Here is an 11,654-nt window from a genome sequence, read left to right as displayed (position 1 = left end):
CAACCCTCACACAGCACCCGCTGTGTGGGGGTTTTCGTATTTACATACCGCCAGCGACAGCACCCGTTCTGCTCCCGATTACCAGTCGTACTCTCGGTGAACGCCCCGTCCCGCCTCGTTCAGCACGGGGCCGACGACGTCAGTGACGCCGTCGAGGATGTCGGTGGCCCGCGTGGCCGCGGGGCTCCCGGTGAACGCCTCGATCTCGTCGCCCCCGACGCTGTAGACGACCGAGTCGAATCCGGCTCGGACCATCCCGCCGGCGCACATCGGACACGGTTCGGTGCTGGTGTACATCACGGCGTCGGCGCGGTCTTCGGGGGATAGCTCCCGGCACGCCCGATAGGCCAGATGCAGTTCCGGATGTCGGCGGATATCGTCCGCGGTGTTGATGCGGTTCGATTCAGCCATAATCTCCGTGTCGTCGCGGACGAGGACGCTCCCGAACGGTTCGTCGCCGCGGGCGGCGGCCTCGCGGGCGAGGGCCAGCGCTCGACGCATATGCGGTTCGTGGTCGGTGGTGCCGTCGTCGTTCCGGGTCACGTCCGAGTCGATGGGGATAGGCACGTAAATCGGTTTACGGTGACTCTCGACCCGATACCCGCATCGAGCCGTTGTACCCGCTGGTCTCACTGGCTGAGTCGGGTGGTTCTAGTAGCTATTCGGAGTAGTCACTCGGATTAGCTGGCTGACTTAGCTAAGCTACATAGCTATACCGTCTGACTGAGTTTTATATCTGCGTAGCTCGACTGAGTTACTATGCTGGCCTACACGGTGTACTCCGAGGCGGGCGGCGTCGGCAAGACGACCCTCGCCGCGAACTTGGCGAAAGCTGAGGTCGAGGCCGGGCGGGACGTACTGGTCGTCGACCTCGACACGCAGGAGGCATCGCTGTCACACCTGCTCGACGTCGACGGGAACCGCGACGACGATCAGGCGGACAGCCTCCTGCGGCATATGATCGACCGGCCTCGGGGGAGAGTTCTCGGGGCTGATCGAGACGAGCGAAGGCATCGACGTCGTTCCGGCGCACAACATCCTCGAGTACGCGGAGAAGCACCTTCGGCGGCGCGAGGAGGAGGCGGCGGACTTCGGGGAGTCCTGGAACCCGAACAAGCAACTGCTCCGGGTCCTGCGGGAGGCGGGTGTTCACGAGCGCTACGACACGCTGATCGTCGACCCGCCGGCGACGGCGGATGTCAAACTCCACAACGCCATCCACGCGACCCGGCACCTCGTCATCCCGTTCGAGCCCAGCGGGAAGGGGTACGAATCCGTTCGGGGGTTGGACCAACTCGTCGGGGGGCTGGAGGAGCAACTCGGTATCGAAGTCGGCGTGTTGGCGGTCGTCCCGAACCGGTACAAGGGGATGAACGATCAGGATCGCTTTCTCGAACAGCTTTCGGCCGACGGCTGGGACGTTCCGATTCGGCTTCGCGAGCGGTCCTCGATGCTGGAGGGCTGCTGGGCCGAGCAGTGTACCGCCTTCACGTACAACGAGGTCCACCGGGACCGCGAACGCGATCACGAACTCGAGACCCTGGAGAAAATCGAGTCGCTGGCCCGTCGCATCCGCGAGACGAAGGCGGTGGAAGCATGAAGCAGGGATCGACGGACGACCCGTTCGCCGAGGACCCATTTGCGGATGGGACGGACGGCGACGAGGCGGACGACGCCGCACAGACGGCGGACGCTGAACTCCCGGACGCCGAACGCGACGACGGCGGTGACGACGACGGACGGCGCTCGCTCCCGTACATTCACGCCCGAGACGGTGTCAAGGACGGCCGGACGCAGCGGCCGGTCTTCCTCCGGGACGATGTCGAGGCCGGCATCGACGACCTCTTGGCGGAGATGGAGTCGGAACTGGGCGAGGACGTCTACAAGACGGACGTGACGGAGGCGGCGATGGTCGTCGCACAGGAGCATCCCGAACTCGTCCGGGAGACCCTAGAGGAGTGGGGGTACGGCTGGTAGCCCCGCGGCCGCCGAGTCTTGGCAATATTTAATATTTTGCACCCGCTCAGTTAGCATATGAGCGTCGTCAGCGTCTCGATGCCCGAGGAGTTGCTCGAACGGATCGACCAGTTTTCCGAAGACCACGGCTACACCGGTCGGAGCGAAGTGATCCGGGAGGCCAGTCGGAACCTCCTTGGGGAGTTCGAGGACAAGAAACTGGAGGGGCGGGACCTGATGGGTGTCGTGACGGTCGTCTTCGACTACGAGACGACGAGCGTCGAGGAGAAGATGATGCACCTCAGACACGAACACGAGGGTATCGTCGCGTCGAACTTCCACAGTCACGTCGGTGGCCACCACTGTATGGAACTGTTCGTCCTCGAGGGGTCACTGGAGGAGATATCGACGTTCGTCGGCAAGATCCGGGCGACCAAAGACACGCTCACCATCGACTACTCGGTGCTGCCGGTCGACGACTTCGGGCCGCTGGCGGATATGTCCTGACGCGGCCGCTACTGTCGGTAGCGCTCGGGGACGTAGCCAGCGAGAACGTCCGGAACGGTCCCGAACACGACGGGGGCGAGCGACGCGAGGCGTCGCCGGAGCAGGCCGTAGGTGATGCCGACGACCAGTGCGGCGACGACGACCCACCGGAACGGTGGCGCGAGGGTCGCCGCGAGGGGAACGCCGAGGACGCCCAGCAGCGCGGTGTCTTCGGGAGCGCCGTCGTACCGGATCCAGCGCTTGGGCTGTCGCCACGTCCCGCGGACGTGGTCGTACACCGCGCGCTCGGAGTTGCCCTCCCACGGCCGGAGTTCGAGGCCGCCCCCGTAGCGGTCCATCCGGCAGTGGAGCGCCGCGCCGACGGCGAAGGCGGCCAGCGCGGTGGTCAGTGAGGTCTGGACGAGGAACGCGACGGCTATCGCCGGGACGGCGAACAGCGTATAGCCCGTCGGGAAGTGCAGCGAGCGCCGGTGGCCCGAGTAGAGGTCGAGGTCGGGGAAGACACTCCCGAGGAGAGCACCGGCCATCGCCGCCGTCGCGGCATCGGGCGCGACGACGAGGAACGGTGCCGTCACGGCGAGGCCCACCACGGCGTGCGTCGGCAGCATCATACGGCCGTACGGACGGCCGTGGGCCGTATAAACACGTCGCCGGGTTTATCTCGGGTAGGTCCGTTCTGTCGGGTATGACCGCCGGCGGCGACGGCGACGGTGAAGCGGTGGCCGAGGCCATCGAGCGCCTGTTCCGCGACGGGCGGACGAACGCCGGCCTCGCGTGGGCGCTGGTCGGTGTGCTGGCCGTGGTGTTCGTCGAGAGCGTCGTCGGCGTCGACTACCGCTGGATACTGCTCGTCGGCGTCGTCGGGGCCATCGTCCTCCTCCCGCCGGTCGCCTACCGCGATTGGCGGGTGATGCTCCCGTGGGAGTTGCTCGTGGTTGCCCTGTTGCCGATTCTGGTCCGCGGACTCGTCGGCGGGACTCTCGGAACGTTCGCGACGTATCTGTCGCTGGCGGCGCTGGCCCTGCTCGTCATCGTCGAACTCCACATGTTCACGGAGTTGCAGGTCACGCACGTCTTCGCCGTCGTGCTGGTCGTCCTGACGACGCTGGCGGCGGTGGCGGTGTGGACCATCTTCCGTTACGGCGCCGACAGCGTCCTCGGCACGGCGTTTCTCTCGGACAACGAGGCCCTGATGATGGAGTGGCTGTACGTCACGCTGGCCGGCGTCGTCGCGGGACTGCTCTTTGACGGCTACTTCCGGCGGCGCGACCGCGCCCTCTGGCGCTCGATCAGGAGGATCCGACGATGACGCTGTTACCTCGGCCGTCGGTGAGAAACCAGCGCCGACTCACCCGTGGGATGCAGGTTCTGTTGCTCGCTATCGTCGGCTACGGCCTGCTGGCGGGCCAGCCGAAAGCGATCACCAACGGCGCTATCGCGTTCGGGATCACACTCCTGCCGCCGCTGATCGAACGGAACTACAGCCTCACGCTCGACCCGTGGTTGGCGCTGTGGATCACGACCGCCGTGTTCCTCCACACCCTCGGCTCGGCGGGACTGTACGCACAGCTCGGCTGGTGGGACAGCATCACTCACGCGATGTCGGCGTCGCTGGTCGCGGCCGTCGGATACACCGCCGCCCGGTCCATCGACCTCCACAGCGACGCAATCCACGTCCCGCGACGGCTGTTTTTCGTCTACACTCTCGTCGTCGTTCTCGCGTTCGGCGTCATTTGGGAGCTGTTCGAGTTCGGTCTCGACGTGGTGACCGATCTAACGGGCGTGACGATGCCGCTGGCGCAGTTCGGCCTCGAAGACACCGTCAAGGACCTGCTGTTTAACTCCCTCGGGGCGGTGCTGGTCGCGGTGTTCGGACAGGCCCATCTCACGGGCGTCGCCGAGACCATCGGCGACAGGCTGTTCGCGGCCGACTAACCGCGTTCGAGCCGCGGGACGACGACCCGCTCGACCGCTCCGGAGAACTGCATCAGTGTCGTCCCGAGGACGCTCATCACGAGGACGTAGCCGACGGCGAAGGCGTAGATGGTCTCTCCGACGCCGCCGGTGAGCGTCGTGCCGGCGCCCGACAGCGCCAGCGACGCGATGATGAGCGAGAACTCCCCGCGGGTAGTCATCCCGAGGCCGACCCGCGTCGAGCGGCGGGCGTCGAGGCCGTAGACGCGGCCGCCCAGATAGCCGCTGAGCAGTTTCGTCGGCGTCGTCACGACCACGGCCGCGAGGATCAGACCGGCCACGTCGACGAACAGCAGCGGGTCGGTCACCAGTCCGATCCAGAAGAAGAACACGGCCGCGAAGACGTCCCGGAGCGGTTCAAGCAGGCCCTCGATGTCGTGGACGTGGTCGGTCGAGGAGACGGCCATCCCGACGAAGAAGGCCGCAACGGCCTCGCTGACGCCGAGATAGAGCGCGAGCCCGGCGACGGGGACGGTGATCCCGACCGCTCGGAGGACGAGCGACTCCCGCGAATCGGTGGACAATAGCCGCTGGAACAGCGGCGTCCCCTTGGCGACGAGCACCAGCAACGCGAGGATGAACCCGACGGCGACGGCCATCGACTGGGCCGCTGATTCGAGGTCACCGCCGCCGAGCACCAGCGTGGACGCGACGACGAGATAGACGGCGATGACGAGGTCCTCGTAGACGAGGATGCCGAGCATCGGCCCCGCCTCGTCGTTCGCGATCCAGCCGAGGTCGATCAGCGACTTCGAGATGATCGCCGACGAGGAGATGTAGACGGCGCCGGCGACCAGAAACGCCGGGAGGACGGCACCGAACAGGAGATAGCCGAGGGCGAACCCGACGCCGAAGTTGACGAACAGATCCAGCGTCCCTGCCTTGCCGATCCGGTCGCGGTCAGCGGCCAGCCGGGACAGGTTGAACTCCAGTCCGAGAAAGAGCAACAGGAGGACGATACCGAGTTCGGCCCCGACGGCGACGAACTCCGTCTCCGTCAGCGAGAACGGCGCGAGGCGACCGGTGACGTAGGGGCCGAGCGCGATGCCCGCGGCGATGTAGAAGGGGATGACGGACTGGCGGACGCGTCGTGCGACCGCTCCGACCGTCGCGACTGCCGCGAACAGCAGTCCGATCTCCAGCAGGGCCGTCTCACTCGCCACGGCCGCTCACTCCCGTCATTGCTCGTCGCCGTCGGCCGAGACCACCGCGTCGAACGCGCGGATGTCCTCCTGACTCCCGATGACGACCAGCGTGTCCCCGGCCTCGATCGTCGAGTCAGGCCCCGGCGAGGGGAGGAGTTCGTCGTCGCGCTGGATCGCGACGACGGAGACGCCGGTCCGCTCGCGCACCCGGGCGTCGGCGAGCGTCCGACCGACCAAGTCCGTGTCTGCGTCGACGTTGTACCACTCCAGTAGCGTTCCCTCGGCCAGCATCGTTCGGACGCTGTCGCTCTCGACCGGTTGGAAGTGTCCGCCCTCGATGATCGACCCGACCGTCTGTGCGAGGCGGTCGGAGAGTTCGACGACCTTCTCGCCGTCGCGTCGGGGGCGGACTTGTGGAACAGTTCTCGCTTGCCGGTGTTGTGGATGACGACGACGAGCCGTTCCCCGTCGTCCAGTTCGATCTCGAACTTCTTCCCGACGCCGGGAAGGTCGCTCTCGTAGACGGTCATACCGGCTGGCTCGCCGGCCAGCGCTATCAAAGTAGCGAGTGGCTCACCCGAGGAGATACCGGCTCAACGGGAACCGTTCGACGAGCGGTTGGCCGCCCACGTCGTACTGCTCGATGTAGGCGTCGAGGCCGAGGATCCGTCCGGCGCCGAACGCGGCGACGGCGAGGAACACGAGCATGTACGCGAAGTCGCCGTTGATGTACCCGTGGGTAACGTCCCAGTTGCCGAGGTAGAACAGCAACATCAGGAACGCGCCCCAGAAGGCCGCCAGCCGGGTCAGACAACCGACGATTAGGCCTAACCCGATGAGAACTTCGCCCCACGGGACGGCGATGTTCACGAAGTCGACGAACCAGCCTGTCTCGCCCATCGCGACGAAGAGGTCCGCGGCCGGACTCCCGTTGGCCGGCGGCGCGTTCTGCAGGTAGCCCGCGGCGCTGAAACTCCCCGACAGTACCTTATCGAGGCCGCTCTGGAAGAACGCGATCCCCATCATCAACCGGAGCGCGAGGATGAACCAGACGCTCAGTGTGTGCAGTTGCCCGCTCGCCGTGAAGCCGCCGATCGTACTCTCGAGCCGAACCTCTTGGGATGACATAACATAACGAACCACTCGTATAAAGAACTTAAATATACGGGTCATATTGCTATCCAGCCGAAGTCTCGGACCCATCGACGTAGTACGGGCCCGAACTGGTCTCTACCGCGAGGTGGCCGGCGAGGAGACGGCCGAGACGTACAACTGGTTCGAGGACATCGGCTACGGGTCGAACCCGATGGCCGACGCCGAATCGTACGGCATCGGCCCGAACGACCTCGCGTCGCATCCCTCGAAAATCGACGCGTTCAAGTCGACTCGCTCCGCCGCCTGAACCGTCAGCGACGAACTCGGGGAATCCAGCCCTATGCTCAGCGTCCAAGCAGTGGTTCCGATCACAGACCAATTCGAACGCGGGACAGGTGGAGTTGCGACACCCGTCTCTCCGCCCATCAGGGTTTCTGTTTCACGTGGCCTCCAGTAGAGCGGCGGCGAGTTCGCAGGCGGCGTCAGCCCCCCCGTCGGGAACCCGGCGCCGGATCGCAGTCGTTGTCGGCATCGTCTTCATCGATCTGCTCGGCTTCGGAATCATCATCCCGATCCTTCCGTTCTACGTCCGCTCGTTCGGCGTCAGCGACGTGTTCATCGGACTGTTGGCCGCCTCGTACTCGCTTGCCCAGTTCGGAGCGGCGCCGGTGCTGGGTCGGCTCTCAGACGAGCGCGGCCGGCGGCCGGTGTTGATGCTCTCGGTCGGGGTCTCGGGCGTTGCCTGGCTTCTGTTCGGCATCGCCGCCGAGATCGGTGCGGCTCTCGGGCTGACGTTCGGACTCGTCGTCCTGTTCAGCGCCCGGTTGCTCGCCGGGGCAGCCGGCGGGAACATCGCCACCGCTCAGGCGTACATCGCCGACGTGACGACCCGCGAAGAGCGACCCGGCGCGCTCGGCCTCGTCGGCGCAGCCTTCGGTCTGGGGTTCGTGTTCGGCCCGGCGATCGGTGGTCTCCTCGCCAGTGACGCGGTGGTATCGACCGTCAGCGCCGTCTTCCCCTCGTTCGTCCCGGTGACTCGTTTCTCGCTGCCGAGTTTCGCCGCAGCGGGCTTCTCGTTTCTCGCGCTCGCCGCAACGGTCGTCGTACTGGAGGAACCGGACCGACACCGCAGTCCCACGGCGCGTGTCACGTTCGTCGCTCAGTTCCGGACGGCCCTCGCCGATCCGACCCTCCGTCCGCTGGTCGTCGCGTTCTTTCTGACCTCGCTCTCGTTCGCTGGTATGACCGTGATGTTCGTCCCGTTCTTGGCCGATCTCTTCGGGTACGATGCCACTGCGGCGGCGATATTTCTCGCCTACATCGGTGTGTTGGGGATCGTCAATCAGGGGGTACTCGTCGGCTGGCTCTCGCGGAACGTCGGTCTGCGGTCCGTCGTCAGAGGGGGCGTCGTGGCGCTGTTCCTCGCGCTCGTCCTGCTCGCGGTGTCCCCGCTGGCGGGAACGGCTCCTCTCCTCGGTAGTGGTCCCGGATGGGTGACTGGGGGATTCCTCGTGTTGGTGGTGTTCGGCGCATTAGCTTCGTTCGGCAACGGTGCGATAACGGTCGGCCTCGCGGCACTCGTGTCGGAAGGAGCCACCGAGAACGCTCAGGGTGCTGCCTTCGGCGTCACCCAAGGCGCGGGGAGCCTCGGGCGGACTGTCGGGCCACCGCTCGCCGCCGTCGCCTACGTCGTGGTCTACTGGTCACCGTTCGTCGTCGGGGCACTCCTGTTGGTGCCGGTCGCGCTGTTGTTGCGGCGCTGACATCCTCCTGGGTCGATTTCGACGGCGAACACGTGCTCGTCAACACTGTTCGAGACAACCGAAAGGACAGGAACGTCCGGAAGGACCCTCGCCTCGCACTGGCGATAGCTGACCCGGAGAACCCGTATCGGTACCTCTCGATCCGTGGCGAGGTAATCGAACGGCGCGAGGACGGAGCGCGGGACTATCTCGACGGACTGGCCGACGCTACCCCGGGCCGAGTGGATAGCAGCGGGTCGTATTTGTGATCCGTGCCGACGAGGTGAGCGGGCAATCGCCGCCGTCCCGGTCACGCTAGCCCGTCACTCGGGGCACCGGCGTCGCATTGCCTCCCAAACGAAGGAGCTTATCCGGCCGTAGGACGGTGTTACTCTGAATATCTGCCGCTTTTCTTTACGTCCGGCGTACCTACTGTGCGGATGGAACAGACGACGCTTCGGTTTTCAGTCCCCCGGACCGGGGGATCGCTCGCGCGCCGTACCACAGTCGGCGTCGTCGTCGCACTCGTCGGCGTCCTACTCTCCCAGACGCTGGTCGACGCACTCGCCGTCGACGTCGGCGCGTCCGGGCCGGCGTCGCCGTTCGCGGCGGTTCCGCTGGTCGCAACGACCATTGCCGCCGGAATCGGCGCCGCCGTCGTGTACGGCGCTCTGATCACGGTCACTGACAGGCCCGTTCGGAATTTCCTCGTCGTCGCCGTCGCTGTCTTCGCTGTTATGCTCGTACCGGTCGTGTCCGTCACCCCCTCGATGGGCGTTACTCCAACCGGCCAAGGGGTCCTCGTGCTGTATCACGTGGTGGTCGCGGTCCCGATAGTCGCATTCGTCGCCGGCGCTATCGGGAACCGGCGTGTGGGATCTGACTCGACTGATGTGGCGGACTAACGAGGATCCGCGAGTCGGGCAAGCCGGCAACCCGGACCGAGGCGCCGCGAGGGCCGACCGAACCCGGCGTGCACAGCATCCGGGAGATCGGTTCGGAGATACGCCGACCGTTTCGATCCCCTCCAGACTGCGGCCGATCGCCCACGTTTATGACGCGGCGTACGCCGGTGTTCCGAACTGGGATATCGGCCGCCCCCAGCGGGCGTTCGTCCGGAGTCTCGAGGCAGGTCTCGTTCGGAGTCCCGTCCTCGATGTCGGCTGCGGAACGGGCGAACTGTCGCTGTTTCTTGCCCGGCACGGACACGAAGTACTCGGGATCGACCTGTCCCCGCTTGCGATCCGACAAGCGACGGAGAAAGCTCGCTGGCGACGGATCGCCGCACAGTTTCTCGTCTGGGACGCGCTCGATCTCTCCGGACTCCGTGAACGCGGATTCACGTTCCGGACCGTGGTCGATTCGGCGATGTTCCATATTTTCAGCGACGCCGAACGGGACCGGTTCGTCGCCGGCCTCGCCGATGTCATCCCGAGCGGCGGGCTCTACTGTGTGCTCGGCGATGCTCGTCGGGACGAGCGGTCTGCCTACGGCATTTCCCCGCGTGAACTCCGGCAGCGATTCGGACGCGCCGGGGGATGGGAGATCATCTTTGCGTTCGAGACGATATTCGAACGACAGTGGAGCCGGAACCCTGCCTTTTTCGTCGGTGTCCGGCGACGGTGATCACAGTACCGCGTCTCGACTTCGCCAGTGGAACCCCCAACGGCCCGTTCCCGGCAGCGCTGACGGGACGTATCCGGACCGCTCACAGGCCCCAACAGCGACCGGCCCCTGCCCGCCCCACCCTCTACTCTGAGAAATCATTTTATGTCCTCTCTTTGTAACGTACCGATATGGCCGCAGATCCGACGTTTGAGGTGCGTGTACCGACCGAGACGGATCCCGGAAAAACGCTCCTCGTCGGACTCTCCCATCTGGGTATGGCCGGGGTGACGGCGGCAGACTACCTCGTCAGACACGCTGATTCCGAACAGATCGGGCACGTATCGGCTCACAACTTCCCGGCTATCACGCCGTTTCAAAACGGGGAGCCACGCCACCCCACGCGCCTCTACAACCTCGCGGGCACGGAGTTATCGGTGCTGCTCGGTGAACTGTTCGTGCCGGTGTGGGCTGCTCACTCCTTCACCGATGCACTTATCGAGTGGGTGTCGTCCGTTGACGTCGAGGAGATCGCGATTCTCCACGGCGTCCCGTTCCCACACGGACCGGAAGAGCACGCTGCGTTCAGCGTCGCAACCCCAGACTATCGGGAACGGCGCCTCGTCGACGCCGACATCGAACCGCTCCAAGGCGGCTTCCTCGACGGCGTGGTCGGCGAACTCGTAACCCAAGGGCTCGATGCGGATGCACCGCCCGTCGGTGTATACATTACTCCCACCCACCCGCCGGGGCCGGACATCGACGCCTCGCTCCTGTTGTTGGATACTATCCAGCAGATCTACGGGTTCACTGTCGACGAAGCGGAACTACGAGCGCGCTCTGAGGAACTGAAACAATACTACCAGGAGCTAACCCAACGGATGGAGTCTCTCGCCGAAGGGGAACAGTCACTCGCGACGCGGGACTACCCGGAAGACAGTATGTTTATGTGAGAACGATGGGGCCGCCCCTCGACGGTAGTTCGGCGTTTCCGTTCCGTCTACACCGGGTACTAGCTACAGGGGGCCGAGCGTAGCGAGGGGATGTTCACTCCAACTCGTGGTAAGGGTACGCATACTAATCCGTGACGGGCGCCGTGGACGTAGTGGGTGATCCAAACGATGAGCACTCGCGGCAACCCCTTCACGGAATTAGAACAGCTCTTCGAGCGTATGAGCAGACAATTCGACGACACGTCCCGTATGTGGGAGTCGGATGGTCCCTTCGGTCGGTGGACATCGGCGGCCGAGGCGATGGCGATCGATCTGGTCGACCGGGACGACGAGTTCGTCGCGACGGTCGACCTCCCCGGCTTCGAACGCGACGATATCGACATTCAGATCACGGACCATACGCTCCGAATCGAGGCCGAACACGAGGAGACACTCGACGAAGAGGAAGAGCGATTCATTCGACACGAACGCCGCCACGAGTCGACGAAGCGGTCGATTCGGCTCCCCGAAGAAGTCGACAAAGACGGTGTGAAAGCTCATATGAAAAACGGTGTGCTGACTGTGACACTTCCGAAACTCGCGACTGAAGCGGCCCGCAACATCGAGATCGAGGGAACGTAGTCGGATCCCATCTCTCGTCCCCGGAACGGGCCGATGGTCGGAGAGACGATGACAGT

Annotated in this window: 15 protein-coding genes and 2 pseudogenes; 12 read left to right on the top strand and 5 right to left on the bottom strand. The window is 65.2% G+C overall.

The genetic code is table 11. The features are described from left to right. Positions 1-78: 78 nt before the first annotated feature. Positions 79-543 (bottom strand): nucleoside deaminase, encoded by a 465-nt coding sequence (locus GJ629_RS00635; protein ID WP_370515735.1) that lies wholly within the window; start codon positions 541-543, stop codon positions 79-81. 216 nt (positions 544-759) lie between these two features. On the opposite strand from GJ629_RS00635, the pseudogene GJ629_RS00630 reads away from it, so the two are divergent. The 3 genes and pseudogenes from GJ629_RS00630 (at position 760) to GJ629_RS00620 (ending at position 2,463) form a co-directional block, all read left to right on the top strand. After that, positions 760-1,600: pseudogene (locus GJ629_RS00630) on the top strand (ParA family protein). Beyond that, positions 1,597-1,977: a hypothetical protein gene (locus GJ629_RS00625; RefSeq protein ID WP_157511276.1), complete on the top strand. Its 381-nt coding sequence runs from the start codon at positions 1,597-1,599 to the stop codon at positions 1,975-1,977. The pseudogene GJ629_RS00630 and the gene GJ629_RS00625 overlap by 4 nt, the downstream one beginning before the upstream one ends. 57 nt (positions 1,978-2,034) lie before the next feature. Then, on the top strand, positions 2,035-2,463 hold the full coding sequence (locus GJ629_RS00620; RefSeq protein WP_157511275.1) for a CopG family ribbon-helix-helix protein: 429 nt from the start codon (positions 2,035-2,037) through the stop codon (positions 2,461-2,463). Between the two features lie 8 nt (positions 2,464-2,471). On the opposite strand, the gene GJ629_RS00615 is transcribed toward GJ629_RS00620, so the two are convergent. After that, positions 2,472-3,074 carry a metal-dependent hydrolase gene (locus GJ629_RS00615; RefSeq protein ID WP_157511274.1) on the bottom strand — a complete coding sequence of 201 codons (603 nt, stop codon included), beginning with the start codon at positions 3,072-3,074 and terminating at the stop codon, positions 2,472-2,474. 74 nt (positions 3,075-3,148) lie between these two features. Between GJ629_RS00615 and GJ629_RS00610 the strand changes: the two genes are divergently transcribed. Further along, positions 3,149-3,772, top strand: coding sequence for a hypothetical protein (locus GJ629_RS00610; RefSeq protein ID WP_157511273.1), 624 nt, complete (start codon positions 3,149-3,151; stop codon positions 3,770-3,772). 20 nt (positions 3,773-3,792) lie between these two features. Beyond that, on the top strand, positions 3,793-4,398 hold the full coding sequence (locus GJ629_RS00605) for a hypothetical protein (protein WP_370515737.1): 606 nt from the start codon (positions 3,793-3,795) through the stop codon (positions 4,396-4,398). Here GJ629_RS00605 and GJ629_RS00600 read toward each other — a convergent pair. The 3 genes and pseudogenes from GJ629_RS00600 to GJ629_RS00590 all read right to left on the bottom strand — a co-directional run bounded on the left by GJ629_RS00600 (position 4,395) and on the right by GJ629_RS00590 (position 6,710). Next, a complete protein-coding gene (locus GJ629_RS00600; protein ID WP_370515734.1) occupies positions 4,395-5,600 on the bottom strand; it encodes a cation:proton antiporter in 1,206 nt (401 codons plus the stop codon). The two genes, GJ629_RS00605 and GJ629_RS00600, sit on opposite strands and share 4 nt — an antisense overlap. 15 nt (positions 5,601-5,615) lie before the next feature. Further along, positions 5,616-6,112, bottom strand: a pseudogene (locus GJ629_RS17750) (cation:proton antiporter regulatory subunit). A 43-nt stretch (positions 6,113-6,155) separates the two neighbouring features. Beyond that, positions 6,156-6,710 (bottom strand): DoxX family protein, encoded by a 555-nt coding sequence (locus GJ629_RS00590; protein ID WP_157511271.1) that lies wholly within the window; start codon positions 6,708-6,710, stop codon positions 6,156-6,158. A 46-nt stretch (positions 6,711-6,756) separates the two neighbouring features. Here GJ629_RS00590 and GJ629_RS00585 point away from each other — a divergent pair, with 46 nt between their 5' ends. The 7 genes from GJ629_RS00585 (at position 6,757) to GJ629_RS00555 (ending at position 11,598) form a co-directional block, all read left to right on the top strand. Then, positions 6,757-6,984, top strand: coding sequence for a hypothetical protein (locus GJ629_RS00585; RefSeq protein ID WP_157511270.1), 228 nt, complete (start codon positions 6,757-6,759; stop codon positions 6,982-6,984). 136 nt (positions 6,985-7,120) lie between these two features. Then, positions 7,121-8,440 carry an MFS transporter gene (locus tag GJ629_RS00580; protein WP_370515733.1) on the top strand — a complete coding sequence of 440 codons (1,320 nt, stop codon included), beginning with the start codon at positions 7,121-7,123 and terminating at the stop codon, positions 8,438-8,440. Then, positions 8,377-8,688: a pyridoxamine 5'-phosphate oxidase family protein gene (locus GJ629_RS15905; RefSeq protein ID WP_197428348.1), complete on the top strand. Its 312-nt coding sequence runs from the start codon at positions 8,377-8,379 to the stop codon at positions 8,686-8,688. The genes GJ629_RS00580 and GJ629_RS15905 overlap by 64 nt, the downstream gene beginning before the upstream one ends. Before the next feature lie 171 nt (positions 8,689-8,859). Further along, the gene (locus tag GJ629_RS00570) at positions 8,860-9,324 is read left to right on the top strand and encodes a DUF6069 family protein (protein ID WP_157511268.1); all 465 of its coding nucleotides are present in this window, start codon (positions 8,860-8,862) and stop codon (positions 9,322-9,324) included. Further along, positions 9,311-10,045, top strand: a complete 735-nt coding sequence (locus tag GJ629_RS00565) for a class I SAM-dependent methyltransferase (RefSeq protein ID WP_157511267.1) — start codon at positions 9,311-9,313, stop codon at positions 10,043-10,045. Before GJ629_RS00570 ends, GJ629_RS00565 begins: the two co-directional genes overlap by 14 nt. Before the next feature lie 170 nt (positions 10,046-10,215). Beyond that, a complete protein-coding gene (locus GJ629_RS00560) occupies positions 10,216-10,977 on the top strand; it encodes a proteasome assembly chaperone family protein (RefSeq protein WP_157511266.1) in 762 nt (253 codons plus the stop codon). A 219-nt stretch (positions 10,978-11,196) separates the two neighbouring features. Then, complete coding sequence (locus GJ629_RS00555) at positions 11,197-11,598, top strand: Hsp20/alpha crystallin family protein (RefSeq protein WP_231754399.1); 402 nt, start codon at positions 11,197-11,199, stop codon at positions 11,596-11,598. Positions 11,599-11,654: the final 56 nt, after the last annotated feature.

Origin of the sequence: Halapricum sp. CBA1109, assembly GCF_009741825.1 — an archaeon.
GTDB lineage: Archaea > Halobacteriota > Halobacteria > Halobacteriales > Haloarculaceae > Halapricum.
The sequence above is the reverse complement of the archived record's forward strand: the minus strand, read 5'-3'. Positions and strand labels throughout refer to the sequence as shown.

Bases quoted from the DNA above. Each gene is read 5' to 3' on its own strand.
- GJ629_RS00625 (WP_157511276.1), top strand. From the start codon at position 1,597: ATGAAGCAGGGATCGACGGACGACCCGTTCGCCGAGGACCCATTTGCG.
- GJ629_RS00620 (WP_157511275.1), top strand. From the start codon at position 2,035: ATGAGCGTCGTCAGCGTCTCGATGCCCGAGGAGTTGCTCGAACGGATC.
- GJ629_RS00615 (WP_157511274.1), bottom strand. From the start codon at position 3,074: ATGATGCTGCCGACGCACGCCGTGGTGGGCCTCGCCGTGACGGCACCG.
- GJ629_RS00610 (WP_157511273.1), top strand. From the start codon at position 3,149: ATGACCGCCGGCGGCGACGGCGACGGTGAAGCGGTGGCCGAGGCCATC.
- GJ629_RS00590 (WP_157511271.1), bottom strand. From the start codon at position 6,710: ATGTCATCCCAAGAGGTTCGGCTCGAGAGTACGATCGGCGGCTTCACG.
- GJ629_RS00570 (WP_157511268.1), top strand. From the start codon at position 8,860: ATGGAACAGACGACGCTTCGGTTTTCAGTCCCCCGGACCGGGGGATCG.
- GJ629_RS00565 (WP_157511267.1), top strand. From the start codon at position 9,311: ATGTGGCGGACTAACGAGGATCCGCGAGTCGGGCAAGCCGGCAACCCG.
- GJ629_RS00560 (WP_157511266.1), top strand. From the start codon at position 10,216: ATGGCCGCAGATCCGACGTTTGAGGTGCGTGTACCGACCGAGACGGAT.
- GJ629_RS00555 (WP_231754399.1), top strand. From the start codon at position 11,197: ATGAGCAGACAATTCGACGACACGTCCCGTATGTGGGAGTCGGATGGT.